The 24581-nt window shown below is 40.1% G+C and carries 27 protein-coding genes; 19 read left to right on the plus strand and 8 right to left on the minus strand.

Annotated features, from left to right (window positions below):
* The first annotated feature begins 430 nt into the window (after positions 1-430).
* The 3 genes from J7E81_RS17705 to J7E81_RS17715 all read left to right on the plus strand — a co-directional run bounded on the left by J7E81_RS17705 (position 431) and on the right by J7E81_RS17715 (position 3608).
* Positions 431-1594, plus strand: a complete 1164-nt coding sequence (locus J7E81_RS17705; RefSeq protein ID WP_215044432.1) for an iron-containing alcohol dehydrogenase — start codon at positions 431-433, stop codon at positions 1592-1594.
* A 111-nt stretch (positions 1595-1705) separates the two neighbouring features.
* Positions 1706-3052 carry a glucose-6-phosphate isomerase gene (locus J7E81_RS17710; RefSeq protein ID WP_215044434.1) on the plus strand — a complete coding sequence of 449 codons (1347 nt, stop codon included), beginning with the start codon at positions 1706-1708 and terminating at the stop codon, positions 3050-3052.
* Positions 3053-3197: 145 nt separating this feature from the next.
* A complete protein-coding gene (locus J7E81_RS17715) occupies positions 3198-3608 on the plus strand; it encodes a YugN-like family protein (RefSeq protein ID WP_215044436.1) in 411 nt (136 codons plus the stop codon).
* Here J7E81_RS17715 and J7E81_RS17720 read toward each other — a convergent pair whose 3' ends face one another.
* Positions 3609-4595 carry a potassium channel family protein gene (locus tag J7E81_RS17720; RefSeq protein WP_215044438.1) on the minus strand — a complete coding sequence of 329 codons (987 nt, stop codon included), beginning with the start codon at positions 4593-4595 and terminating at the stop codon, positions 3609-3611.
* 205 nt (positions 4596-4800) lie between these two features.
* Here J7E81_RS17720 and J7E81_RS17725 point away from each other — a divergent pair, with 205 nt between their 5' ends.
* From J7E81_RS17725 to J7E81_RS17740, 4 genes are all read left to right on the plus strand, one after another.
* Positions 4801-4965 carry an aspartyl-phosphate phosphatase Spo0E family protein gene (locus J7E81_RS17725; RefSeq protein ID WP_215044440.1) on the plus strand — a complete coding sequence of 55 codons (165 nt, stop codon included), beginning with the start codon at positions 4801-4803 and terminating at the stop codon, positions 4963-4965.
* A gap of 154 nt (positions 4966-5119) precedes the next feature.
* Positions 5120-6796 carry a DUF6044 family protein gene (locus J7E81_RS17730; RefSeq protein WP_215044442.1) on the plus strand — a complete coding sequence of 559 codons (1677 nt, stop codon included), beginning with the start codon at positions 5120-5122 and terminating at the stop codon, positions 6794-6796.
* Positions 6797-6814: 18 nt separating this feature from the next.
* Positions 6815-7855 carry a glycosyltransferase family 2 protein gene (locus J7E81_RS17735; RefSeq protein ID WP_215044444.1) on the plus strand — a complete coding sequence of 347 codons (1041 nt, stop codon included), beginning with the start codon at positions 6815-6817 and terminating at the stop codon, positions 7853-7855.
* Positions 7856-7985: 130 nt separating this feature from the next.
* On the plus strand, positions 7986-8612 hold the full coding sequence (locus J7E81_RS17740; RefSeq protein ID WP_215044446.1) for a LysE family transporter: 627 nt from the start codon (positions 7986-7988) through the stop codon (positions 8610-8612).
* A gap of 221 nt (positions 8613-8833) precedes the next feature.
* Here J7E81_RS17740 and J7E81_RS17745 read toward each other — a convergent pair whose 3' ends face one another.
* A complete protein-coding gene (locus J7E81_RS17745) occupies positions 8834-10207 on the minus strand; it encodes an amino acid permease (RefSeq protein ID WP_215044449.1) in 1374 nt (457 codons plus the stop codon).
* Between the two features lie 54 nt (positions 10208-10261).
* Positions 10262-10423, minus strand: a complete 162-nt coding sequence (locus J7E81_RS17750; protein WP_215044451.1) for a hypothetical protein — start codon at positions 10421-10423, stop codon at positions 10262-10264.
* A 226-nt stretch (positions 10424-10649) separates the two neighbouring features.
* Here J7E81_RS17750 and J7E81_RS17755 point away from each other — a divergent pair, with 226 nt between their 5' ends.
* Entirely contained in the window at positions 10650-11405 is a 756-nt protein-coding gene (locus J7E81_RS17755; protein ID WP_215044453.1) for a yteA family sporulation protein, read from the plus strand.
* 207 nt (positions 11406-11612) lie between these two features.
* Here the strand turns inward: J7E81_RS17755 and J7E81_RS30605 are convergent, their stop codons facing one another.
* Positions 11613-11819, minus strand: coding sequence for a YozQ family protein (locus J7E81_RS30605; protein WP_215044455.1), 207 nt, complete (start codon positions 11817-11819; stop codon positions 11613-11615).
* 94 nt (positions 11820-11913) lie between these two features.
* On the opposite strand from J7E81_RS30605, the gene J7E81_RS17765 reads away from it, so the two are divergent.
* The 7 genes from J7E81_RS17765 to J7E81_RS17795 all read left to right on the plus strand — a co-directional run bounded on the left by J7E81_RS17765 (position 11914) and on the right by J7E81_RS17795 (position 18092).
* Entirely contained in the window at positions 11914-12051 is a 138-nt protein-coding gene (locus J7E81_RS17765) for a hypothetical protein (protein ID WP_215044456.1), read from the plus strand.
* 276 nt (positions 12052-12327) lie between these two features.
* Complete coding sequence (locus J7E81_RS17770; RefSeq protein ID WP_215044458.1) at positions 12328-13224, plus strand: cation diffusion facilitator family transporter; 897 nt, start codon at positions 12328-12330, stop codon at positions 13222-13224.
* Between the two features lie 222 nt (positions 13225-13446).
* Positions 13447-14385 carry a magnesium transporter CorA family protein gene (locus J7E81_RS17775; protein WP_215044460.1) on the plus strand — a complete coding sequence of 313 codons (939 nt, stop codon included), beginning with the start codon at positions 13447-13449 and terminating at the stop codon, positions 14383-14385.
* Between the two features lie 218 nt (positions 14386-14603).
* A complete protein-coding gene (locus J7E81_RS17780; RefSeq protein ID WP_215044462.1) occupies positions 14604-15836 on the plus strand; it encodes a tetratricopeptide repeat protein in 1233 nt (410 codons plus the stop codon).
* Positions 15837-16240: 404 nt separating this feature from the next.
* Positions 16241-17416 (plus strand): trans-sulfuration enzyme family protein, encoded by a 1176-nt coding sequence (locus J7E81_RS17785; protein WP_215044464.1) that lies wholly within the window; start codon positions 16241-16243, stop codon positions 17414-17416.
* 29 nt (positions 17417-17445) lie between these two features.
* Entirely contained in the window at positions 17446-17628 is a 183-nt protein-coding gene (locus tag J7E81_RS17790; RefSeq protein ID WP_215044833.1) for a hypothetical protein, read from the plus strand.
* A 68-nt stretch (positions 17629-17696) separates the two neighbouring features.
* On the plus strand, positions 17697-18092 hold the full coding sequence (locus J7E81_RS17795) for a cytosolic protein (RefSeq protein ID WP_215044466.1): 396 nt from the start codon (positions 17697-17699) through the stop codon (positions 18090-18092).
* 38 nt (positions 18093-18130) lie between these two features.
* Here the strand turns inward: J7E81_RS17795 and J7E81_RS17800 are convergent, their stop codons facing one another.
* On the minus strand, positions 18131-19648 hold the full coding sequence (locus tag J7E81_RS17800; protein WP_215044468.1) for an MDR family MFS transporter: 1518 nt from the start codon (positions 19646-19648) through the stop codon (positions 18131-18133).
* Between the two features lie 205 nt (positions 19649-19853).
* Between J7E81_RS17800 and J7E81_RS17805 the strand changes: the two genes are divergently transcribed.
* Positions 19854-20720 (plus strand): aldose epimerase family protein, encoded by an 867-nt coding sequence (locus J7E81_RS17805; RefSeq protein ID WP_215044471.1) that lies wholly within the window; start codon positions 19854-19856, stop codon positions 20718-20720.
* A gap of 52 nt (positions 20721-20772) precedes the next feature.
* Here J7E81_RS17805 and J7E81_RS17810 read toward each other — a convergent pair whose 3' ends face one another.
* Positions 20773-21156, minus strand: coding sequence for a VOC family protein (locus J7E81_RS17810; protein ID WP_215044474.1), 384 nt, complete (start codon positions 21154-21156; stop codon positions 20773-20775).
* Positions 21157-21175: 19 nt separating this feature from the next.
* Positions 21176-21739, minus strand: coding sequence for an FAD-dependent oxidoreductase (locus J7E81_RS17815; protein ID WP_215044476.1), 564 nt, complete (start codon positions 21737-21739; stop codon positions 21176-21178).
* Positions 21740-21908: 169 nt separating this feature from the next.
* Here J7E81_RS17815 and pxpB point away from each other — a divergent pair, with 169 nt between their 5' ends.
* The 3 genes from pxpB to J7E81_RS17830 are packed head-to-tail and all read left to right on the plus strand — an operon-like array spanning position 21909 to position 24342.
* Entirely contained in the window at positions 21909-22637 is a 729-nt protein-coding gene (gene pxpB, locus J7E81_RS17820; RefSeq protein ID WP_215044478.1) for a 5-oxoprolinase subunit PxpB, read from the plus strand.
* Positions 22634-23398 carry a LamB/YcsF family protein gene (locus J7E81_RS17825; RefSeq protein WP_215044480.1) on the plus strand — a complete coding sequence of 255 codons (765 nt, stop codon included), beginning with the start codon at positions 22634-22636 and terminating at the stop codon, positions 23396-23398. Before pxpB ends, J7E81_RS17825 begins: the two co-directional genes overlap by 4 nt.
* Positions 23398-24342 (plus strand): 5-oxoprolinase subunit C family protein, encoded by a 945-nt coding sequence (locus J7E81_RS17830; protein WP_215044482.1) that lies wholly within the window; start codon positions 23398-23400, stop codon positions 24340-24342. Before J7E81_RS17825 ends, J7E81_RS17830 begins: the two co-directional genes overlap by 1 nt.
* Here J7E81_RS17830 and J7E81_RS17835 read toward each other — a convergent pair.
* Positions 24288-24530: a hypothetical protein gene (locus tag J7E81_RS17835; RefSeq protein WP_215044484.1), complete on the minus strand. Its 243-nt coding sequence runs from the start codon at positions 24528-24530 to the stop codon at positions 24288-24290. The two genes, J7E81_RS17830 and J7E81_RS17835, sit on opposite strands and share 55 nt — an antisense overlap.
* Positions 24531-24581: the final 51 nt, after the last annotated feature.

The following is a 24581-nucleotide window of genomic DNA, read 5'->3' on the forward strand; positions in this document are numbered from 1 at the left end:
ACAATTAAATGGACTTGACTATAAGAAGAGGTCATAACCCCCGAAGAGGAAGGGAAGCAGCTGCTACGACAGATAAGAGGGGGTCATAACCCCCGAAGAGGAAGGGAAGCAACTGCTATGACAGATAAGAAGAGGTCATAACCCCCGAAGGCGATAGGGATCGAGAGCTACGACAGATAAGAAGAGGTCATAACCCCCGAAGGCGATAGGGATCGAGAGCTACGACAGATAAGAAGAAGTCATAACCCCCGAAGGCGAAAGGGGTCGAGAGCTACGACAGATAAGAAGAGGTCATAACCCCCGATGGCGAAAGGGATCGAGACCTGCTACAGATAAGAAATGCTCTTAGCCCCGGAAGGTCTCAAACCAGTTTTTTTGCAAAATAAAACATTATAAATAATAATAGTAAATGAAAAGGAAGGTGTTATCAGTGGAGAACTTTACATTTTTAAATCCAACCAAATTAATTTTTGGAAAAGGCCAGCTTGAACAATTAAAAACTGAAATTCCGCAATATGGAAAAAAAGTGTTACTTGTTTATGGCGGCGGCAGTATTAAAAAAGGCGGCCTTTATAATCAAGTAACCAGCATCTTGGATGAAATAGGCGCACAGGTTTTTGAACTTTCCGGAGTAGAACCAAATCCGCGCATTTCAACCGCAAGAAAAGGTGTAGATATCTGTAAACAAGAAGGAATCGAATTTCTTTTAGCAGTCGGAGGCGGCAGTGTTATTGACTGCACCAAACTAATTGCCGCAGGTGCTAAATACGACGGAGATCCATGGGATATCGTGATAAAGAAGACCTTCGCACGCGAAGCACTGCCATTCGGAACCGTCTTAACACTTGCAGCAACTGGATCTGAGATGAATTCAGGCTCTGTTATTACCAATTGGGAAACCAATGAGAAATACGGCTGGGGAAGTGCCGTAACGTTCCCTAAGTTTTCAATCCTTGACCCGGTAAATACTTATACCGTTCCAAGAAATCAAACCATTTATGGCATGGTCGATATGATGTCACATGTGTTTGAACATTACTTCCATCTAGAAGAAAATACACAGTTTCAGGACCGCATGTGTGAATCACTGCTGATTACGGTGATGGAGACGGCTCCTAAGTTACTGGCAGACCTTGAAAACTATGAACACCGTGCTACGATTCTTTACGCGGGTACAATGGCTTTGAACGGCATGGTAAACATGGGCTATCATGGTGACTGGGCTACCCATAACCTCGAACACGCAGTATCGGCAGTCTATGATATTCCTCATGGCGGCGGCTTAGCGATTCTTTTCCCACACTGGATGGAGCATAACCTAAGTGTTAAACCGGAGCGCTTTAAGCAGCTGGCGGTTAGAGTGTTCGGCGTAAATCCAGAAGGAAAGACTGCGGAGGAAGCTGGTTTAGAAGGAATTCGTAAGCTGCGCGAATTCTGGAACAGTATAGAGGCTCCTGCGCGTCTGGCAGATTACGATATAGATGACAGTAAGATTGAATTGATGGCTGACCGTGCGATGGTGAATGGCGAATTTGGCAACTTTAAAAAGCTAAACCGTGACGACGTACTAGCTATTTACCGGGCTTCTTTATAAAAGTAGCAAATTGTCGAAAATGGGTACGTTTACATAAGCTTGGGTTTCTTGATTATTTACCCAAGCTTATGTAAAGTGATAACTGAAAATAAAATAATGGAGGATCACTACATGACACACGTTCGTTTTGATTACTCGAAAGCCCTCTCCTTTTTTGGAGAACATGAAATTACATATTTACGCGATGCGGTCAAGGTGGCCCATCATTCCCTGCATGAGGGAACAGGAGCTGGAAGTGACTTTAGAGGCTGGATCGAGCTTCCAACAAACTATGATAAAGAAGAATTCTCTCGGATTCAGAAATCAGCAGAGAAGATTAAATCAGATTCAGATGTTCTGCTTGTAATCGGTATTGGCGGATCATATCTTGGTGCAAGAGCAGCGATTGATATGCTTTCTCACAGCTTTTACAACGCACTTCCAAAAGAAAAACGCAGCAATCCACAGATCATCTTTGTTGGAAACAGCATTAGCTCAACTTATATGCACGATGTAATCGACTTGCTTGATGGTAAAGATTTTTCTATTAACGTTATCTCAAAATCAGGAACCACTACAGAGCCAGCCATTGCTTTCCGTATCTTCCGTAAAATTCTAGAAGAGAAATACGGTGTAGAGGAAGCTCGTAAACGCATCTACGCAACTACTGACAAAGCAAGAGGCGCGCTTAAAACATTAGCAAATGAAGAAGGCTACGAATCCTTTGTGATTCCGGATGATGTCGGCGGACGCTATTCTGTTTTAACAGCTGTAGGTCTATTGCCAATTGCAGTAGCTGGTGCAGATATTGACAAGATGATGGAAGGTGCTCGTCAAGCACAAAATGATTTCAGTCAGTCTGAACTAGAAGAAAACCAAGCCTACCAATATGCGGCTGTAAGAAATATTCTTTACAATAAAGGCAAAACGATTGAAATGCTGATTAACTATGAGCCAGGCTTACAGTATTTTAATGAATGGTGGAAGCAATTGTTTGGTGAAAGTGAAGGGAAAGACCAAAAAGGTATTTACCCATCTTCAGCCAACTACTCAACAGACCTTCACTCATTAGGACAATATGTTCAAGAAGGACGACGTGATCTATTCGAAACAATTGTGAAAGTAGACAAGCCTCGTCATGAGCTAACGATTGAAGCCTTTGAAAATGATTTAGATGGTCTTAACTATCTAGAAGGAAAAACCGTTGACTTTGTGAACAACAAAGCTTTTGAAGGAACCATGCTTGCCCATACAGATGGCGGTGTGCCAAACCTAATTGTCTCCATCCCTGCAATGGATGAATATTCTTTTGGCTACCTTGTTTATTTCTTTGAAAAAGCAGTTGCGATGAGCGGATACCTTCTAGGTGTGAATCCATTTGACCAGCCAGGCGTTGAAGCTTACAAGGTCAATATGTTTGCTCTATTAGGCAAACCAGGCTTTGAAGAGAAGAAAGCAGAACTTGAAAAACGTCTATAAATAGGAAAGCAGCAGCGCCTTGGCGCTGATGCAGAAATTTCTAAAAGTACGTGAGATAAATTAACAAAAGAGTGCTGATGCCATTTTTGCATCAGCACTCTTTTGTTTGGGGAAACTAACGCTATCCAAAAGGGGGGAAGTTTTTATGCTAGAAATACAATCCAAAGTCGAAGGAAAACAATTTGATCTATATAAGCTCGAGCAAAAATTAAAACCAATCGGCTATACGATTGGCGGTAATTGGGATTATGATCATGGAGCATTCGACTATAAACTTAATGATGAAGAAAGTTATCAGTTTCTAAGGGTGCCATTTACTGCGGTCGATGGCGAACTGGATACAAGAGGCTGCACCGTCGAGATGGGCCGGCCCTTTCTTCTGGGCCATCAATACGAATATGGCATTGATGAACACGGTGATACTGGTAATTTTTCAGCTTCCTTAAATCAATTTCAAGCACCTATTGATAAAGATGCAGATATTCCTGCTCAATATGTCAATAGAGGAAAAAGATTAGTGGCCGAATTAGAAAACGTCCTCTTATCCATCGAATAACTACTTAAATGTTAATAATTGGTCATGTTCTTTAATTTCAAATGAGTGCGGGGGATTAAGAATCGTCTCATCCCCCCTTTTTAATCCGATTAATAATAAGCCATTCTCCATCTGATTAATCCCTATTTCCCGGAAACTCCTCCCGATATCCGCTGTTTTGACAGGATTAGTAAAGAGCCTGCTTTCCTGCAGCTGGTTAATAACATTCAACAATAGTCCGTCCCCTTTAGAATGAAGGCTATTAATCATGAAGACACTTGTTAACTTATTAGACTGAATAACCTCATCTGCTCCAGCGCGCTTTGCATTCACCACTTGTTCAGCAGTCAAAATTTCAATAATACATTTTACTTGCGGGCATAGGCCCTTAATGGTCAGTAATGTTAAGATGCTGTTCATATCTGCTTGTAATTCATCGTTGCCCCTGTCAGCCGTAATGAGTACTTTTTCCGCATTTTCAATATCACTTTTTACAATTGTATCATCTACATGGCCTTTCCCTTGGATAAAATGGACGTATCTTGATTTAACAGGATTTGCTTCAAGTGTTTCATCAATTAAGATGATCATTTGTTGTTTATTTTCACTAGTAAGCTTATGGATTAATTCTTTTGAGCGCTCATTCCAGCCGATGATGATTATATGACCGGTCCCCTTAAACGCGATTTTTCCCTCAGAAAGGGCATCTTGTTTGGTGACAGCCGCAGCAGCTAATGTCCCAAAATAGGAGGAGACAAAAGCCACTCCAAATAGGATTAATAGTAAGGCCGTTAATCTGCCAAAGAATGAATGTGGCACATAATCCCCATATCCAACAGTAGATGCTGTAATAATCGCCCACCAGATCCCATCAAAGATCGTTGGAAAGGTGTCAGGCTCTAAAAAGTGTATGGATATCCCGAATGATAGAAACACCAGTAAAGCCATCATTAGGATACGGACTAGAAGCGGCAAGCGTAAAAAGCCTATATATACTCTGTTCGGCATAACTGGCACCTCGTTTCTGTACTCATTAGTATTATGGTCAAAAATAGTAAGTCTCATAATCTTTCTCGGAGATTTCAGCGAATAGGCCAATGTTCACAAAATGTTGGAATATGATGTATGAAACCTACTTGTATTCTCCTGGAAAAACTTATAAATTATCATTAATAGCATGGTTACAGTTATAATGTGAAGAGAGGGTTGACCTATGGAAATTAGAATTGAATCCCTTTTATCAACTATTGAAAATACGAGATTGGAAATGATTCATTTAGCACATCAATTTGGATATTCTAATCCCAGTGTAGTTAAATGCAGCCAGAAACTCGATTCACTATTAAATGTTTATCACAGTAATTTAATAAAAAGATAAGACAAGACCCTTCCAAGTAATTGGGAGGTTTTTTAATTTCTAGCTGCAGTGCCTGATCAAGGCGCTGTGGCTTTTTTTGCTTTTTTGGAATAATTTCCAACCTATCAGTAAATTTTAAAATGGAAGAACTTCTCGAACATAGGGGTGTTAAAGAGTGGTTATTGAAACGAAAAAGGAGCGCAGCTTAATCCTTTTCGCTTTAATTGTGATTGCGGTCTATCTCTCTCCATTATTCATTTTGCAGGAAAATGCCCATATCAGGGTTCATGATAATCTGGATTCTAATTTAGCCTGGTATAAGGTATTAGCAAGAAGTGGAGAAATGTTTGGCAGCGTGAATGCGGTCATTCCGCAAATTATCAACGGACAATTATCGAGAAATGCTTTTGGTACGGAATACAGTGTGATTGTTTGGTTATATACTCTTTTTCCGACAATGATTGCCTACGGATTAAGCCAAGCACTCACAAGGATCGTGGCTTTCTTTGGGATGTATTTATTGCTAAAAGACCATTTCATGCCTGATCAAAAATGGCTTGTCATCAAAGTTGGCAGTGCACTTGCGTTTGCTCTAACCCCTTTTTGGCCGTCAGGGATGCTGAGCACATTAGGGATGCCATTTGCCCTTTGGGCATTCTTGAATATTCGTAAGCACCAAGATACATGGAAGGACTATCTTGTTCTTACCTTAATTCCTTTATATGCAAGCATTGTATTAGGCTTTTTCTTTTTTCTTAGCGCGATGGGCGTTTTTTGGCTGTGGGATTGTTTTCGGGGAAAGGGATGGAACCTGCGCTTTTTATTTGCGATTGGTTATATGACGGGAATTTTTATGCTGGTGGAGTACCGACTGATTTATTCGTTTATGTTTTCCTCCGAACCTAATAGCCGGGATGAATACTTCCATGCGCATCTTCCATTTTGGAGAGCTGTTAGGCTTTTTGTGAAAAACTACGTACTTGGACACACCCATGTGATGACCGTCCATACCCTCATTATTTTGCCAGCAACCTTTATGGCGATGTACATCGTCGTGACCAAAAAGCTTTGGGAGCAGGAAAAGCTTTATTTGTTCTTATTTGGATTAAATATCGTTCTGTCGTTATGGTATGCCTTTTGGTTTTATGAGGGCTGGCTGCCGTTAACAAAGGTCTTTCACTTTATGGATACCTTTAATTTTGCCCGCTACCATTTTTTAAGACCGATGGAGATTTATGCAAGCTTTGCCCTTGCCTTAAAAATTATTGCCGGACACGGCCTTGATGGGGTGAAATTAGCGAAATGGCTGGTCATTTCCCAGATTGCTTTTTTAGGATTAATGAATGATGAAATTATTTACCGGGAAAAGCCAACGGTTAAAGAGTTTTTTGCAGAAGACTTGTTTACTGAGATAAAGGATTATATTGGCGATAACCCGGAAGAATACCGCGTCGCCAGTATCGGTATCCATCCGGCTGTTTCCCAATTTAATGGCTTCTATACCATTGATACCTATAATAATTTCTATCCATTAAGCTATAAACATCAATTTAGGAAAATCATTGCAAAAGAATTAGAAAAAAATAAAACAATCCAAAAATATTATGACAAGTGGGGCGGTCGCTGCTATCTTTTTACAGCCCAACTTGGAAAAAGATACATGATCAAAAAAGATTCAAAACGGCACTTAAAAAATCTTCAGCTAAATACAGAAGTCTTCAAAGAGATGGGCGGCCGTTATATCTTCTCAGCGATTCCAATTGACAATGCCGAGCAGAACCAGCTTTTCCTTGAAAAGGTATTCTCTTCAAAAAATGCAGCTTGGAAGATTTATTTATACAAAACAATGTAGACACCGGGGGTAGTACAAATGATAGAACCAGTCCTTACAATTGTTGTACCATGCTATAACGAACAAGAGGTGCTGCCAGAAACCATGAGCCAGCTCGAGGGACACCTAAAAGAGTTAATCTCTGAAGCGCTTATATCGTCGCAAAGTAAAATCTTACTGGTTGATGACGGTAGTAAGGATCGCACATGGGAGCTGATTTATAAGGAGGGGCTGCGGAACCATTTTGTCCGCGGCCTCAAGTTATCAAGGAATGTGGGCCATCAAAATGCCCTGCTGGCGGGGTTATTTACCGCGAAGGAGCATTCTGATTGTGTTATTTCGATTGATGCTGACCTTCAGGATGATATCCGGGTCATTCGTGAATTTATCGTCAAGTTCCATCAAGGTTTTGAAATTGTTTATGGTGTCCGCAAAGGACGGGAGACGGATACACTCTTTAAACGAAGCAGCGCACAAGGGTTTTACAAACTAATGAAAAAAATGGGAGTCGACCTGGTCTATAATCATGCCGATTACCGGCTGTTAAGCAAACGTGCCCTGCAGGAACTCGAACGGTTCAATGAGGTTAATTTATTTTTAAGAGGCATTGTTCCCCTGCTAGGTTTTCGCTCCGATGTTGTTTATTATGACCGTTTAGAAAGACAGGCAGGCGAAACAAAATACCCTTTGAAAAAAATGATCGGCTTTGCCTTTGATGGCATTACATCCTTTTCTATTTCCCCGATTCGTTTTGTTTTATTAACAGGATTTGTTTCGTTCTTTATGAGTTTGCTTTTTGGCGGATACTTCTTATTCCTTAAATTTTTTGGTACAACCTTAACTGGGTGGACGTCCTTAATTACCTCGATTTGGTTAATTGGCGGCCTGCAGTTGATTGCGATCGGCTTAATTGGTGAATATGTCGGGAAGATCTATAAGGAAACCAAGCAAAGGCCTAAATATATTGTAGAAATTGATTCCTATTCTTTACCAAAGCCTAGGCACCACTTCCTTAATCAGACTGGGGAAGAGGGAGGATATAGTTTTGATTTAAGAAAGGTGTCAGAAACCAATCAGTGAATTACCCATAGGGCTTTCCTTAAAATTAAGGGAAAGCTCTTTTTTTCTTTTTTTAGTTGTACAACCTTCTCCTGCTGAATAAACATGGATAGACAGGCATCTATCCATTGCTTTGGGGGGAGAGGTATTAATGAATGTATTTTTAAGTTATATACTTTTGGGATTATCGCTAGCCGCTCCAATTGGGCCGATTAATGCGGCCCAAATTGATCGTGGAATTCGAAATGGCTTTATGCACTCGTGGCTGATTGGGGTTGGAGCGGTTTTAGCAGATGGGATCTATATGCTTGTCGTTTACGTAGGAGTGGTTCAATTCCTAGAGACCGCCTTTATGCAAACCTTCCTGTGGTTCTTTGGCTGCTTTGTGCTAATGTATACAGGAATTGAAACATTTATGAATGCTGGAAAAATCAATTTGCAGAATGCCAGAGGGAAAGAGCCGCTTTACAAATCCTTCTTTTCCGGTTTCTTAATGTCCATTTCCAATCCATTAACCATCCTTTTCTGGTTAGGAATTTATGGATCTGTCCTTGCGAAAACCGCGGCTACCTATGATACCAGTCAATTAATTCTTTATAGCAGTGCCATTTTTATCGGCCTATTAACCTGGGATATCATGATGGCAGGTGTAGCAAGCAGCGCTCGCAAATTTTTAACTTCCCACTTACTAGTGGGTATATCTTGTCTATCGGGACTTTCCTTGGTTGGTTTTGGTATATATTTTGGCATGCAAGCGTTTCATAATATGTTTGGGTAACAAAAAAGTCAGCTTTAGAATAGCTGACTTTTTTGCTTTCAAAAGAAATTATATAAATTTTGACTTTGAGAATTGTCCAGCTCCAGCGCCCAGCGACTAGTGTACTTCGCCCATCTCCCTACGATAAGTCAACATCGAAATGCTGACACTCTTTGTGTTTCCTTTATCTCAGTCGATGGGCTCCAGTCCATACGTCGCTAAACGGCCGCTTCTGCTTTTCTTTATGCGGTTGGCCAAGGTTTTAGTACTTTACTCTTGCTTTTTTCCTTCTTCTTTTCCTTCTTCCATTTGAAACTCAGGATGAGGGTGATAATTCCGATCACCCCGATAAAGGCTAAGCTAATAAAGAAGCCTGGTCTGCTCGTATCGTGGAATAATGTTCCGCTAACTGCCACCAAAATAAAGAAAGCGCCTATTGTATACATGATTTTTTCCTTGCGCTTTAAATCTAAAATTTTTCGAGAGGATGCAAGAATAAAAAGCCAATTATAAAGAAGCATTAATCCTGCCGCCGTTGTAACCCACTCATAAATTTTATCCGGAAGTACCAGAGCCGAGACAATTGATGCCGTGATTCCAAGCATGGTAATGATTAAAGTCCATAAGGGTACCTTAAGCTTTCCTTTTTTAGCAAAACAAGCAGGAGCGTCTTCTTCTTCGCCCAAGGTTTCCAGCACGCTTGTGACACCATATAATGAGGCTGTCATGGTAGAAAAACCGGCAATAATCAGCGTAGCATTAAAGAAATGAGGGATAAAAGGCAGATGGTATGCATTTAACGCAACGACAAAAGTACTTTCCTTTGTATTGAATTGATTCCAGGAACAAATAATGACCGCCAAGCCAATCGATAATACATAAATAATCATGAGTGTAAACAGCATGACTTTTCCCGCCTTCGGTGCTTCACTTGGATCCTTAAGTTTTGTGGCCATTAAACCTAAGATTTCAATTCCGCCAAAAGCATAAAAGGCAAAAATAACAGCAGACCATAAACCGATCGTCCCATGCGGGATCAATTCATTGCTGCTATTCGGAAACTGGATCGGACGATTGCCCTCGATAACCCCAAAAAGGGCTAATAATGCAATCACGATAAACATGGTAATCGCTGAAATTTTTAAGATGGCTAGAATATTTTCGAGCCTGTTTAACACTTTCACTCCAATTAAAATAATCGTTAATCCCAAAATCGCATAGATGGCGGTAAATATCCATAATGGAATGTTTGGAAACCAGAAGCGAGAAAAGATGGACAGTGCGGTCAATTGACTCCCCATAATCAGCACTTCTGATGACCAATAGACCCAGCCGCTGCTAAACCCGGCCCATCGCCCATAGGCCTTCTTGGCATAGGACCTGAAACCGCCTTTTAAGGGCTCTTTTGCGGTCATTTTAGACAAGGCATCATAGACAAAGTAAGTACCAAGCGCAGCCATTAAAAACGCAAGTAAAATAGCGGGTCCTGCCATTTTAATGGCAAGCCCAGAGCCAAGGAAGAAGCCTGTTCCAATCGTACAGCCGACTCCAAATAGGGATAGCTGCCACCATTTCATATTGTTTTTTTCTTTTGCACCTGATTTGGATTTACTCATTGAATTCTCCTTTGCATCGATCATAGCCCTGTTAAAAAGGCTAAGGGTAGCTATTTATAGGTTACGACCTGTTGCACCTGGTGATTTATCTGTATTGGATTGATTATTATATTCACGATCATTTAGACCGGGCTGTTTCTTTTTATCACTTCCTAAATACTTTCCCTGATGTTTGAGCTCAACCTTCCTAAATTGATCAAAGTTTTCATTAACCACACTAAATCTCCTCTTTTCTCTTCATTTTGCTTTATCATTCTTAAGATACACGACCACCTGAAACTTATTCGATGGATCCTTGAAAAAACAAATGGGAAATTTACTGGAATTAAATTTTCATTACATAAACAACCCTAAAAAAAATGAAAATAGAAAGGAACGATTAAATAAAAACGTTGATGGGTAAATAGATGATGAAATTGCGTATAGTGAAAGGGGTTTTCACATGCTATCAACACAGCAGTTAGCGGAGTTAAGGTTACAATTGTTAAAGGAAAAAAGTAATGTGGAGGAACGTTTAGACCAGAACGACCATCTAGGATTTGAGCGCGGTCACGATCACGAATCAATGGGGGAGCTATCCAGCTACGATAACCATCCCGCTGATGATGCGACCGAACTATATGAGCGTGAAAAAGATAACGCCTTGCTCGAGCACTATAAATTACAATTAGGAAACATTAATCATGCCCTAGAGGCGATGGAACAAGGAACATATGGAAAGTGCGAGGTCTGTGGAAAAGAAATTCCGATGGAAAGATTGGAAGCTTTGCCAAATACGACGTATTGTATTGAGCATAGTCCTGACCAAGTAACCTCACATGACCGCCCGATTGAAGAAGGAGTCCTCATGCCTCCGTTTGGTAAGTTTGATATGGACGAATCGGACGAGAATGTAGCCTTTGATGCAGAGGATTCCTGGCAGGCAGTAGCGGAGTTTGGAACCTCTGATACACCATCTGATTTAGCCTTTCCTAAAGACCATTATAATGACACCTATAATGAATCTGAAGAGAGTATTGGCTATGTAGAGGACTATGAAAACTTTGTTGGAAATGATATGTATGGACAGAATATAACCGTTTATCCAAATGCCCAGCATGAAAAATACGAAGATGCTCTTGACGAAGAAGGAATTATGACAAGCTTTGGCGATTTGCCTGCTTTTGAACATGACCCATATGTTGACAATGATAAATGATAACGAAAAAAAGAAAACAGCTTTCGATTGAGAGCTGTTTTCCTACTTCAAAAAAAGTTATTTAGATTTTGACTTAGATAATTGTCTAGCTCCAGGCGCCATCGGCTCTAGGTCACAAGCCAATCCGTCCAAAAGGTTAAAGAACAACCTTTCGGCCGGCTCGTCTTGTGCTTGGCGCCGATAGGCAGGCGCCTTGCGCTTTTCTACTTATTCAAAACCTTTTCTAGGGATCGGAATATCCTTTCCATTCACATCATCAATGACGGCCCCGATTTCGCCTTCAGCATAAGTGTCGCTTACTTGCTCATGTGAAGTAGCAATGCCAGAGGATAGGTCGTCGCTTTCAGTGTAGTAGCTTGGATGATAAAAACTTCCTGCAAGTTCTTTTTTAGGGTTTGCTTTCTTATGTTCCACCTTTGTAACCTCCCTTTTTTGGATTAATCGTACAACCGTATTTTTTCTTATTTTACATTTATTACTCCTAAAAATTTTTGAAAGGGGAATGACGATGAAACAAAAAAATGAATTTCCATCACGTGAGGAGTTAGATGAAGCGTTCCATTATCTCCATGATCAAATCAACTGGATTTCTGTTGTCGAAGAAGTGGAGATGCAAAAGCAGGAAAAAGAGGTGGAAGAAGAGTAAGGGCATATTTGCTGCCCTTATTCAATATTGTTTAATCACACAATTGTTTTTCTCTGGACCCACCTAGGTCCTTTTTGATATGATTTTTTAGGCAAATCTGCTAATACTTAATAAGGAAACAGGACGAGAAATGTCTAGCTCCAGCGCCTAGCCCCTCGATGGTCTACAGCCAATCCGTCCAAAAGGTTAAAAAGCAACCTTCTGGCCGGCTCGTCTTATGCTTGTCGGGGCTGACCAAGGCGCTTGCGCTTTTCTTAATTTAAAGGTGGTTTCAAAATGGTAATGAGAGAAACTCTGGCGAAAAAAGTAGCCTGGATAAGTGTGATAAGTAATGTCATCCTGACAATCGGGAAGATTGTGATTGGCTGGTACGGACATAGTGATGCGGTTTTTGCAGATGGTATTCACTCTGCGGCAGATGTTTTTGCATCAGTGATTGTTCTGCTTGTGATTAAGATTGCCAATAAACCGGCCGATAAAGAACATCCATATGGCCATGGAAAAGCTGAGGTCATTGTATCGGAGATCATCGGGATTCTTCTTCTTATAGTTGCGATTTACGTGGCTTACGAAGGAATCAGCGGTTTCTTTCAGGAAGTGGAATCACCAAATCTGTTAGCAATGTGGGTCGCTCTTTTTTCATTTATTACGAAGATCATCTTATATCGAAGTTCCCTAAAAGTGGCTACTGAGAATCATAGTAAAGCCATTGAAGCGATCGCTTTTGATCATAAGGCGGATATTGTTGCCTCTATTGCAGCAGCGATTGGGGTTCTTCTTTCCATTATCGGAAGTCGGATGGATATTCATGTATTACTTTACGGTGATAAGGCTGCCAGTGTTTTTGTGGCTTATTTAATTTTTAAAATTGCGAAAGATATGTTAACCGAAGCGTTTGATATTTTATTAGAGCGGAATATCGACTCGGAAATTTTACAAGAATACATAGCTGTGATAAAGAATTTTCCAGAGGTAAAACGAATCGACCGAGTAAGAGCAAGAGAGCATGGCCATTATGTATTAGTGGACGTTCGTATTGCGATTGATCATTCTAAAACCATTAAACAGGGGCATGATTTAGCCAAATCCATTAAAGGGGCACTCATGGACCAGAATGATAATATTCGTGAAGTATTAATCCATCTAAACCCTTATTTTCCTGAAGACAAATAATTCCTAAAAAAACTCCTTTGTACTTTGAGGCATTTCGGTTTATGATAGGATAGGATATAAAAGAAAAGGGAGTTGATATTTTTGAGTTATTCCATAGACCCGGACCCAAGTAGGCGGGGGGAAGTCAATATAATTTTAGAATTGATTAAATTGAAGATCAGAATATCAACTCTTCAAAAGGTTGTTGGCTTCCTCGACTAAAGTATCAGAGGAGGTTTTGACATGTTAGAAATTTTCAAAAGTACCGATACAAGGGTTCTTGAACAGGTTGACACAGTCTCAAAAGGCTGCTGGGTGAATATGTATGCCCCAACTGCAGAAGAAATTAATAAGGTTTCAACTGATGCCCAAGTGGATGTCGATATTATTAAAGATGCGCTGGATGATGAAGAACGTCCGAGGATTGAACGTGATGACGGCCGAGTCTACATTATCGTCGACTTTCCATATATTGTTCACGATGAATCAGGCCTTGCTGTTTATGAAACCATTCCGATTGGCATCATTTTAACTGAGGATAATATTATTACGGTTTCCTTAAAGGATTCACCGATTATCGAAGAATTCCGTAAGAATCGTGTGAAAGAATTTTTTACCTTTAAAAAAACACGCTTTGCCTTGCAAATCCTGTTTGTGATTTCGTCTTATTATCTTCGTTATCTCAAGCAAATTAATAAGAAAACAAATGAAATAGAACGTGAAATACACCAGTCTTTAAAAAATAAAGAGCTATATGCCTTTCTTGCCTTAGAGAAAAGTTTAGTTTACTTTACCACTTCGTTAAAATCGAATAAGGTTGTCCTTGATAAGATTTTGAGGTTCAATTATTTAAAAATGTATGAAGAAGACAAAGATTTATTAGAAGACGTCATTATTGAGAAAACGCAGGCGATCGAAATGGCGGAAACCTACCGTTCGATTTTATCCGGGATGATGAATGCTTTTGCTTCAATTATTTCTAATAACTTGAATATTGTCATGAAATTTTTAACGTCGATCACGATTATTTTGTCCTTCCCGACGATGGTCGCTAGCTTTTATGGGATGAACGTGGATATCCCTTTTCAGCATGCAACCCATTCGTATGCCATACCACTTATCATTTCGGCATTTTTAACTAGTTTAACAGCGTTTATTTTTTGGAAAAAGAGATATTTCTAGATTACCAGTCTTTTAAAAGGCTGGTTTTTTTATTGGGTTTTTTCACTTTTTTAAAAATTTTCCCAACTTTTTTTCCTTATATCAACCGACTGTCTGAATATAATTTAGTTCCAGATGATTTTTGAAAATTGGATACTTTAAAAATAGTCTATGTATGACTATTAGGAACTTTTTTATTATAGTAAAATGGAATTAAAAGAAAGGCAAGCTGGTGACAAATGGAATTCGGAGCCCTGATTAAATACTATCGAACCCAACGAGGAATGACCCAAACAGAGCTTGCAAAAGGAATATGCTCTGTTCCGCATTTAAGTAAAATTGAAAACAATTCAAAGGAAGCAAACGAAGAAACGATCGCCCTTTTACTTGAACGGCTCAGCATTAGCCTTGAAGAAATGGAAGAAAAGGAAGATGAAATTAAACACCTCCTTAGAGATGTAAATAATAAAATAAATTTCTACCTGACTAAAGAGGTGGATGAGATTTATCAGAAATTAAAAAAAAGGGAGCATCTGACCCCATTCTCAAAACATATTTATATTTGGGAGCTAACGAAATATCGCTATCTCTTATTTAAAAGACAAATTGGGGAAGCGGAGTCGCAAAGGGACTTATTATTTAAACAAAAGAAAAAATTTTCCCAACATGAAAGCTATTTTTTTCGCTATTATAATGCGATATTCTTAATTTTAAAAGGACAGCACAAAAACGCTGATGACATCCTTGAAACCTTGTACATTGAAAATGAACATGATACAACGAGCGGCGAATTCCTATATCACCGGGCACTTGTAAAAAGTTCGCTAGAACAGTCTGGACATGCCATTCATTTCGGAAAGATGGCGCTGCAGATTTTTATGAACCAGCATAACTTCTTGCGCATTCTGCACACGTTAATGCTCTTAGGCATTAGTTACACGCACTCGAAAATTTACGAGGAAGCAGAAGGGTGTTTTCAGCATTTAATCCGGAATGCTGAATTGTTAAAGGAAGAAAAAATGCTGCCGCAGATTTACCATAACATGGGCTTCTTACAACATAAGATGAATAATGACAGGGAAGCACTGTTCTATTATGAAAAAAGTTTGGCTCTTCAGACTAACTTAGACCAGCACTATTTAGTTACCCTTTATTCTATAGGTGAAATTTATTGCTCTCTCCAATCGACTGAAAAGGCAAAAAAATATTTGCAGGAAGCCTTTTTACTTTCAAAAGAGTTAGGAAATAAGAAATATCGTCTTTTGGCAGAATTTTATTTATTTCATATGGCTTCACCGCAAAAAGCGTTCAAATATTTAGAAGCAAAGGTCATTCCTTATTTTGAGGAGACTAATGAACAGAAGGACTACCTTACTCGTTTTTATAAAATGCTGGCTGATTATTACAATGAAAACGGGATGGTTCACAAAGCAGTAAGCTATCTCAATAAAATTACAGGAGGAATCGTATGAAAAAAATGGCTGTTCTATTACTTTCCGTTTCGTTCCTTGTTCTTTTTGCATCCAATCACGAAGTAAAAAGCGAAGCTGTATCTCATACTCATGACTATGCTTACGTAGGGCCACAAGGACCTCCTATTCTGCCTCCAGTATGATAATGTTGTCTAAATTGGGCTGTTGATTTCCGCTCCAGGCGGCTTCGCTCCAATCAACAGGTTCTTTTACTTAGTCTAACAAAAAGGTATAATTTCTCATCATTAAGAGATTATACCTTTTTTGTTGTTACTTTAGGATTCTTAATGAACCGAAGATTTTCAATGTCCCTATTTTTTCAAGGGATTTTTTTAATTCATTGGAATGAATGACTATAAAGGGCAGAAAATAAGCAAAAAGTTACTTTTATAGGAGTTTACCCAATGAGACATATAAAAGAGTTTGAGCAAGATAAGCAGATTTGTATGCAGTATGAAGATGACCGTGATCGTTTTCACGGGGCTGTTGTTCCCCCCACATTCCAAAACACATTGTTTACTTATCCAAGATTGAGCGAATTAGTGGATGCTGTTCAGTCAGAAAAACACCATTATGTGTATGGAAGAGGAACGAATCCTACGGTTGAAATTGTGGAAAAAAAATTAGCTGCGTTAGAACGTGGGGAAGACTGCAAGACCTTTTCATCAGGAATGGCAGCAATCAGCGCGGCCCTTATCAATAGTGTTCAGAGTGGCGACCATGTCCTTTGCGTCAGTAATTTATATTACTCGACGATGGAACTCCTAAAATATTTAGGAAAGTTTCATATAAGTCATTCAGTTGTATATTCTACTAATACTGATGAAATATCTCAGGCGATTCAGTCCAACACCAAAGTCATTTTTCTCGAAAGTCCGACGGATATGACCTACCGATTAATTGATCTAGCGGCAGTCAGTAAGCTGGCTAAGGAAAACGGGATTCGTACCATTATTGATAATACTTGGGCAACTCCACTATTTCAAAAGCCAATAACCCTCGGAATCGATGTAGTCGTTCATTCAGCCTCCAAATATCTTGGCGGCCATAGTGACGTCTTAGGCGGGGCTTTAATTACGAGTAAAAAAATTATGAACACCTTATTTACTAAAGAATACTTGCTAATGGGCGCTGCCATGCCGCCGTCTGAAGCAGCGTTATTACTAAGAGGAATAAGAACATTACCATTGCGAATGCTGTCCCATCAGGAGAATGCATTAAAAGTGGCAACCTATTTGGAATCACATCCCAAAGTTGCAAAGGTTAACTATCCTGCTCTTGAATCCCATCCGGATTATACGCTGGGAAAAAAACAGTTATCAGGTTACAGCGGTCTGATGAGTATCGAATTAGCAGCATCAAATTATGAGCAAGTGGAAAAGGTCATTAACAAATTTAAAGCTTTTAAAATTGGGGTTTCCTGGGGCTCGTTTGAAAGCCTGGTTATTACCCCTAATCTTAAAAACAATGAAGGAAAGTTGATAAAGGAACATATGAGTCCAGGGACAATTCGTCTAGCGGTCGGTCTCGAGGATGTGAATGTTTTACTGCGTGATTTAGAGCAGGCCTTAAGTAATTAAAGAGTTCAAATCGAAAGCAGGTGAATGGTATGAGAGATGAAAAACGGCGTCAGCTGTTTGAAGATGATGAATGGGAAAAAGAGGCGATGAAACAACTGTATGGCGTGGAACCGGAAATGACGCTGCAAACAGCCCGGTTCGCCACAACAGAAAATCCGCTTCTAACGGAATATTACCAAGATCGATGTAATGATTACAAGAAGCCTGAATGAAATGAATCCCTTGTTGGGTATCCTACTAACATGTGTTTGTACTTTATGTAGAGGTTAAGGAGGATATCATGGAATCATTTGTGGTTGGGTTTCACCAAGAAGATAATGTAGACAGCATGCAAATACAGAAAATAAATCAAGAGGAATTTAACAAAGCAACAGAGGGCGGGACAAGACAATTATTCGAGCTTGATACCAATATTGGCTTTTTTGTCTTTTTTGACGCTGCAGACATTGATGGGAATCTCTCTTACATGGTCTTACAATATGAAGACGACAATGAAGATCCGGTCGGCTGTTATTCCTTTCAATTGAAAGACTTCTATGAATTTATGGTGTTATTCTTAAGTGACCTTCAAGTCAGCGAGGAAGAAACAGAGGAAGAGGAAGAGTATGGCGCAATCCATCATCTGGCCCACTTATTGTTTCATATCGTGGAAGCAGGCAAGGATCTTAAAGTGTAGAAAACAAGCACTGACGTTTTAGGTCAGTGCTTGTTTTTTTAACCTTTTGCGGGTTTCTTGCTGACTTCGACGCGGGCGTTCCCCATAAATATAATCGTAATCGCAGCAAGCACAATTGGAATCAATGTTAGGATAAAGGTGTGTGTGATCGAATAAGACATTGCTTGAACAATTTTATCTAAAATAAAATCCGGAATTTTTGCCCGCTCACTTGCTTGGAAAATTTGCCGGGGGTCGCCGATTTGGAATTGCTGTCCGCCCCCGCCTTGCATGCCTTTAAAGGCTTCCTTTAATTGATTTGTAAACAGGTTACCCTGGAGCGTACCAAAAATGGTTACCCCAAGTGTCATTCCGAAAGAACGTAAAAAGGAATTGGTTGAATTGGCTGTTCCCCGGTATTGCGGCTCCAAATTGTGCATTGAGGCGGTTGGCAGCAAGGAAAAAGAAAAGCCAACCCCAAAGCCAACCAAAATCATATAAATCGTTAGTAAATAGCGGGCGGTGTCGACCGTCATTGTTCCAAGTAAGTACATACCAGCTACATAAGAAACAATCGATAAGAACATCAAATTACGGAAAGACGTTTTTGTTAAAAAGATCCCTCCAATCGAACTTCCTGCTACTGACCCTAACATCATCGGTGTTAATATTAATCCAGCGTTTTTGGCTGTACCACCATAAACGGCTTGAACAAAAATCGGAATAAACACAGTTAAAATAATAAAGGTTCCGCCGTATAAGAACGACAGGATCTGTGAGGTAGCAAATAAGCGGCGTTTAAAAAGCCAAAGTGGTAAAATCGGTTCTGCTGCCTTGAACTCGGCAATGAAGAAGGCTACAAAAAAGATGAAAAAGCTGGCAAATAAACTGATGATTTGGACCGAATCCCAATCATATTCTTTACCGCCTAATTCGAGAGCAAACATCAGACTGACGACTGAAATGACAAGCGTAATCGCCCCAAGATAATCAATTTTTTGCTTGGCATGCTGTAAGGATTCATGATAGAAACGAACAATTAAAATAATGGATACAATCCCGATTGGAACGTTTACATAAAAGACCCAATGCCAGCTAATATAATCTGTTATATAGGCACCAAGTAATGGTCCAAGGACACTGGAGGCACCAAAAACAGCACCGAGCAAACCGGTCATCTTGCCGCGGTTTTCCGGCGGGAAAATGTCGAATACAATTGTGAACGCAATTGGCATAAGTGCGCCGCCGCCTATTCCTTGAATGGCCCGGTAAATACTTAACTGAACAATGGATTGGGCAATTCCACAAAGTGCTGAGCCAATCAGGAAGACGATTAACCCAAAAAGAAAGAAACGTTTGCGGCCATACATATCGGATAGCTTGCCGAAGATCGGCATTCCCGCCATGACGGCGACCATGTAGGCAGAGGTGACCCAGACAAATTTATCAAAGCCGCCGAGGTCTGAGACGATCGTTCCCATTGCCGTTGCCACGATGGTATTATCCATGGCCGACATTAATATCGCGAGCAAGAGCCCGGCCACAACGAGCTTAAGATTATTATCTTTTTTTATCATAAATATCCCCTTTATATTCCGAAATGGAAGTAGCTTGACTTTGGTAAAAGTACTCTCCTTTGCAAAAGATTTTCAGGACTAAATAAATTCTATTAATTGTTGAATGGCAATTAATTAGAAGGTTAAAGTAATTTTAAAAGGTTAGCTGAAAACCTGTCAAATGTTAAGTGAAATTAGCTAAATACTAGAAAGGATGAACATAGATATGTACCAAGTGAAGGTTCATCAAGAGAATGGACTAAGTGTATATGAATTATTCGATACCGAGTTCGGCAGCTGGCTGAAAGTTGTTCCTGAACGGGGAGGAATTATTACTGGGTTTGGGGTTGAAAATGAGGAAATTTTCTTTTTAAATGAAAATACACTCTATGATGCAGAAAAGAATATTAGAGGCGGAATACCGATTCTATTTCCCATCTCAGGACAATTAGAAAATGGGCAGTATGAATGGAACGGTCAGGTGTATAAAATGAAAAATCATGGGGTAGCCAGAAATTATCCCTGGGAAGTAGTGGAGACTTGTCCGAATGAAAAGACCGCCTCTATTACCTTACGATTAACTAGTAATGATGGTACACTGAAAGAGTATCCTTTTAAGTTTGAAGTCATCTTTACTTATACCATTACAAAAAATGACCTCCGGATTGATCAGGTCTATCGAAATATTTCGGAGAATACCATGCCGATTTATGCAGGATTTCATCCGTACTTTAAAACATCCTATAAGGATTTGATCTATCAAACGGATGCGAAAACCTACTTAGATTATAATGACATGCGCAAAAAATCAATACAAGGTTCATTGAATTTAACTGACTTAAAGGAGTCCGTTGTTCTATTAGATGCAGCTCAAAGGGAGATATCATTTGAGCTTCCCGATCAAAAGAAGACTGTTACAATGAGGTATGGGGATGAATTTAAGTATATTGTGTTATGGACTGAAAAAGACCAAGAATTTATTTGTGTAGAGCCATGGATGGCCAAGACCGATGAATTGAACCGTAAGGAAGAATTAGTCATGGTTGAACCAGGTAAAGCACTTCATTCATCATTAGTCATATCGATCAAATAGTGAATTTAAGATAATACGTAAAAACCTCCCGGAAAAAGGAGGTTTTTTACTACTATCTTTTAAAGAATTCAACTTTTTCTCCGTCAGGACCGTTCACAAAGAAGTTACGATACCCGTTTGGAAGCGTGTCGACTTGTTCACTTATAAATGAAACATCTAACCCCTTTAAACGGTTAAATTCCTCTTCAATATCATCAACTAAAAAAGCGATGTGGTTGACTTTCCCTTCCTCTGGAAGATCGGGATTGCCGCCATATACTAATTCCAATTCCGTTTCATCAGAACCATTGAAGCCAAGGAATGCTAAAGTTAAAGCTCCATTATTAATGGTAAACTGATCCTTAAGGTCCATCCCAACAATCTCTTGATAAAATGTCAGTGATGCATCTAGGTCTTTAACAAATACGCCAACGTGGTCCATTTTCTTTGCAGGCATTTGGATGCTCCTTAATAAATTAAGATTTTAATACATCATGGTCAACATAACGTTCACCATTGATTTCACTAATCACATTGATTGCTACTTTTGCGCCGTCGCCTGCTGTGATAATGGTATGTACACTTACACCAGCAACCGTTCCAGCAGCCCAAATACCATCGATATTGGTTTTTCCGGCAGTATCAACATCAAGAACTGTTTTAATTCTTGGTTCTGTTCCTGGCTTGGTTTTTAGACCAATAGGTTCTGCGAGAGCAGTTAAAGCTCCAGTTGCCACAATGACATGCTTGGCTTGGTATTGGCTTTGGTCGGTTACCACTTTGAAACCTTCTTCATTTTTTTGAACATCGGTTACAGTAGCTTCTACTATTTCTGCCCCAAATTTTGTTGCTTGCTTTTTACCGATTTCAATCAAATCTGGTCCAGTGATTTCAGAAACACCATAATGGTTTTCAATCCAAGCGCGTTTGGTCATGCTCTTGTCATTGTCGACAACCAACGTTTTTTTACCAGCTTTAGCTGTAAACAAAGCTGCACTTGCCCCTGCAGCGCCTGCTCCAATAATAACCACATCAAACATCAAAATCCCTCCAATATTTAGTAATAAGTCTAGCTTAGCGTAATTAAAAATGATTGTAAAATGAAGTGCTTTCATTTCAAAAATTCTGGCTAAAAAGCGACGATATTACTTGAATTATATGGAGCCAAGCTATAACGTAAAACCAACGAAGAAAAAATGGGAGATAATCATGATCGAGATAAAATCACTTGGAGACTTAAGCCTGCAAGTTTCGTTTGGAAACCAAATTAGTGAAAAAATCCAAAGGGAGATTCAGCAATTTATTAGAGGCCTTGAAGAGGCGGAAATAAAGGGAATTACCGAATGGGTGCCTGCTTATTCTACGGTTGCGATCTACTATCAGCCAGAAAGGATCAGCTATCATGATTTAGAAAGCTGGATCAAAAGAATCTACACTTCGGCTATTAAAATGAACGATGAACAGCGTTTGGTTTATGAAGTGCCCGTTTACTATGGCGGGACAACTGGCCCTGATTTAGCCTATGTTGCGAGGTATCATCAGTTACGTGAAGAAGAGGTTATTCGGCAGCATACAAGCAAGGAGTACCTTATTTATATGATGGGCTTTGTTCCGGGCTTCCCTTATCTAGGCGGGCTGCCTCCAAATCTTGCAGTCCCTAGACTGGAGCATCCACGGTCAAGTGTGCTGCCAGGTTCTGTTGGAATTGGCGGTAATCAAACAGGCATATACCCCACCGATGTTCCATCAGGATGGCGAATCCTTGGGATTACACCTTTAAAGCTGTTTGACCTAGATCGTCCATCACCGTTACTTTTTTCTGCGGGAAACTATATCAAATTTCATTCGATAGATTTTAAAGAGTATAAAAGAATCCAGCAATTAATTAACAATAAAACATATACGCTAAAAACTTATAAAAGGGAGAAGGACGTATGACTGTGATTGATTTGAATTGTGATTTGGGGGAAAGTTTTGGCGCCTTTAAGATTGGGAACGATGAGGAAGTTTTAAAACATATCTCCTCTGCGAATATTGCCTGTGGTTATCACGGCGGGGACCACAATGTCATGTTTGAGACGGTTAGCCGTGCCAAAAAATATGGAGTGCAAATAGGTGCTCATCCCGGCTTTCCTGATCTAGCTGGTTTTGGACGGAGAGAAATGAAGCTGGCACCGCGAGAGATATATAATCTTGTGGTTTATCAAATCGGTGCATTAGATGCTGTGTGTAAAGCTAACGGAACGAACCTTGTTCATGTAAAGCCGCATGGCGCTTTATATAATATGGCGGCCAGGAGCAGGGAAATGGCTGAGTCGATTGCGCAAGCTGTATTTGATGTTAATCCTGAGCTTGTTTTATTTGCACTTGCAGGCAGTGAGTTAGCGAAGGAGGGCAAGGAGAGGGGATTGCTGGTTGCTGGGGAAGTGTTTGCCGATCGTACTTACCAGCCTGACGGGACATTAACATACCGCGTGGAGCCGAATGCGATGATTCATGATTCGGCGTTTGCGATTACTCGGGTCATTCGCATGATTAAGGAAGGAAAGGTAGAGGCTGTTGATGGCTCAGATATAGCGATTCAAGCGGATACGATTTGTGTACATGGGGATGATCCGCAGGCGTTAGAATTTGTCTCAAAATTAAAGCAGGCTTTTCAACAAGTAAACATTCAGATTAGAAAAAGCTGGCGAACCTAATGGAGGCTATCTTTAAAGTATTGAAACCCGGTCTGCAAACAACAGTTCAGGATTTAGGCAGATATGGGTATCAACAATATGGTATCAGTCCATCCGGTGCGATGGACACCTATTCCATGCAAGTGGCAAATATTCTTGTTGGAAATCCTAATAGTGAAGCCGTACTCGAGTCAGCTATCATAGGGCCCGAGGTCGAGGCATTAAATGATGTAGCAATCGCCATTTGCGGCGGTAATTTTACGCCCAAAGTGGATGGGGAGGAAGTTTCGATGTGGAAAAGCTTCCTGTTACGGAAGGGTCAGGTTCTTACAGTTGGCCATAGTAAACGAGGAGCTCGAGCTTATATAGCCATTGGAGGAGGCATTGATGTTCCTTTTGTGTTAGGCAGCAAATCCACCTTTTTAAATGGGAAATTTGGCGGCTTTAAGGGACGGGCATTGCAGAAAGGAGATGTACTAGCAGGCAACCCCTTAATAAGAAAGCCTTATAAAATGCTTCATCCAGAATTGGCTCCCCAATATTCAAAAGAAATGACCATTCGGGTGGTTATTGGACCTCATGAGAATCGATTTACGGAGGAGAGTATACACCGGTTTTGCTCGGAGGAATATGTAGTGACCCATCAAGCCAATCGGATGGGCTATCAGCTAAAAGGCCCGAAACTTGAACACATCGGTAGTCCTGATATCATCTCCGAACCCATCCCGCTAGGCGGAATCCAAGTCCCCGCAAGCGGCCAGCCCATCATCCTCCTCGCCGATCGGCAAACCACCGGCGGCTACACAAGAATCGGAACAGTAATCTCAGCGGACATTCCGAAAGTTGCTCAAGCGGTGCCTGACACCATTCTTCACTTTTCCATGGTGTCAGTAGAGGAAGCGCAGCAGCATTATCTGGAAAGGCAGCGGTTATTAAAGTATTTGCAGCTGGGGGCAGCAAAATAAAAAGAACCATCATTTCCGTCATGGGATTGATGGTTCTCGTGTTTGAACAGATATAAATGGTCTTTTTTGGTTTTGGTTGTTCTTGTTCTCATATCCGTGAAAACAAATGGACTTCTCTTGACTTCGGGATTCATTTGTCCTTCGCGAGCTAGTTTTTCTCTAAGCTTTTTGGCTTTTGATTTTGCCATAATCATCACTCCTCTGATTTGGTTCATTTCATTATATAACAAATCGAGGAG

This window comes from Bacillus sp. ISL-18 (assembly GCF_018613415.1).
GTDB lineage: Bacteria > Bacillota > Bacilli > Bacillales > Cytobacillaceae > Neobacillus.

Coding starts and splice junctions, on each gene's coding strand:
- J7E81_RS17770 (WP_215044458.1), top strand. CDS start 12,328: ATGGTAATGAGAGAAACTCTGGCGAAAAAAGTAGCCTGGATAAGTGTG.
- J7E81_RS17790 (WP_215044833.1), top strand. CDS start 17,446: ATGAGAGATGAAAAACGGCGTCAGCTGTTTGAAGATGATGAATGGGAA.
- J7E81_RS17710 (WP_215044434.1), top strand. CDS start 1,706: ATGACACACGTTCGTTTTGATTACTCGAAAGCCCTCTCCTTTTTTGGA.
- J7E81_RS17740 (WP_215044446.1), top strand. CDS start 7,986: ATGAATGTATTTTTAAGTTATATACTTTTGGGATTATCGCTAGCCGCT.
- J7E81_RS17830 (WP_215044482.1), top strand. CDS start 23,398: ATGGAGGCTATCTTTAAAGTATTGAAACCCGGTCTGCAAACAACAGTT.
- J7E81_RS17735 (WP_215044444.1), top strand. CDS start 6,815: ATGATAGAACCAGTCCTTACAATTGTTGTACCATGCTATAACGAACAA.
- J7E81_RS17815 (WP_215044476.1), bottom strand. CDS start 21,739: ATGTTTGATGTGGTTATTATTGGAGCAGGCGCTGCAGGGGCAAGTGCA.
- J7E81_RS17745 (WP_215044449.1), bottom strand. CDS start 10,207: ATGAGTAAATCCAAATCAGGTGCAAAAGAAAAAAACAATATGAAATGG.
- pxpB (WP_215044478.1), top strand. CDS start 21,909: ATGATCGAGATAAAATCACTTGGAGACTTAAGCCTGCAAGTTTCGTTT.
- J7E81_RS17715 (WP_215044436.1), top strand. CDS start 3,198: ATGCTAGAAATACAATCCAAAGTCGAAGGAAAACAATTTGATCTATAT.
- J7E81_RS17825 (WP_215044480.1), top strand. CDS start 22,634: ATGACTGTGATTGATTTGAATTGTGATTTGGGGGAAAGTTTTGGCGCC.
- J7E81_RS17725 (WP_215044440.1), top strand. CDS start 4,801: ATGGAAATTAGAATTGAATCCCTTTTATCAACTATTGAAAATACGAGA.
- J7E81_RS17800 (WP_215044468.1), bottom strand. CDS start 19,648: ATGATAAAAAAAGATAATAATCTTAAGCTCGTTGTGGCCGGGCTCTTG.
- J7E81_RS17795 (WP_215044466.1), top strand. CDS start 17,697: ATGGAATCATTTGTGGTTGGGTTTCACCAAGAAGATAATGTAGACAGC.
- J7E81_RS17785 (WP_215044464.1), top strand. CDS start 16,241: ATGAGACATATAAAAGAGTTTGAGCAAGATAAGCAGATTTGTATGCAG.
- J7E81_RS17765 (WP_215044456.1), top strand. CDS start 11,914: ATGAAACAAAAAAATGAATTTCCATCACGTGAGGAGTTAGATGAAGCG.
- J7E81_RS17775 (WP_215044460.1), top strand. CDS start 13,447: ATGTTAGAAATTTTCAAAAGTACCGATACAAGGGTTCTTGAACAGGTT.
- J7E81_RS17835 (WP_215044484.1), bottom strand. CDS start 24,530: ATGGCAAAATCAAAAGCCAAAAAGCTTAGAGAAAAACTAGCTCGCGAA.
- J7E81_RS17805 (WP_215044471.1), top strand. CDS start 19,854: ATGTACCAAGTGAAGGTTCATCAAGAGAATGGACTAAGTGTATATGAA.
- J7E81_RS17810 (WP_215044474.1), bottom strand. CDS start 21,156: ATGCCTGCAAAGAAAATGGACCACGTTGGCGTATTTGTTAAAGACCTA.
- J7E81_RS17780 (WP_215044462.1), top strand. CDS start 14,604: ATGGAATTCGGAGCCCTGATTAAATACTATCGAACCCAACGAGGAATG.
- J7E81_RS17755 (WP_215044453.1), top strand. CDS start 10,650: ATGCTATCAACACAGCAGTTAGCGGAGTTAAGGTTACAATTGTTAAAG.
- J7E81_RS17720 (WP_215044438.1), bottom strand. CDS start 4,595: ATGCCGAACAGAGTATATATAGGCTTTTTACGCTTGCCGCTTCTAGTC.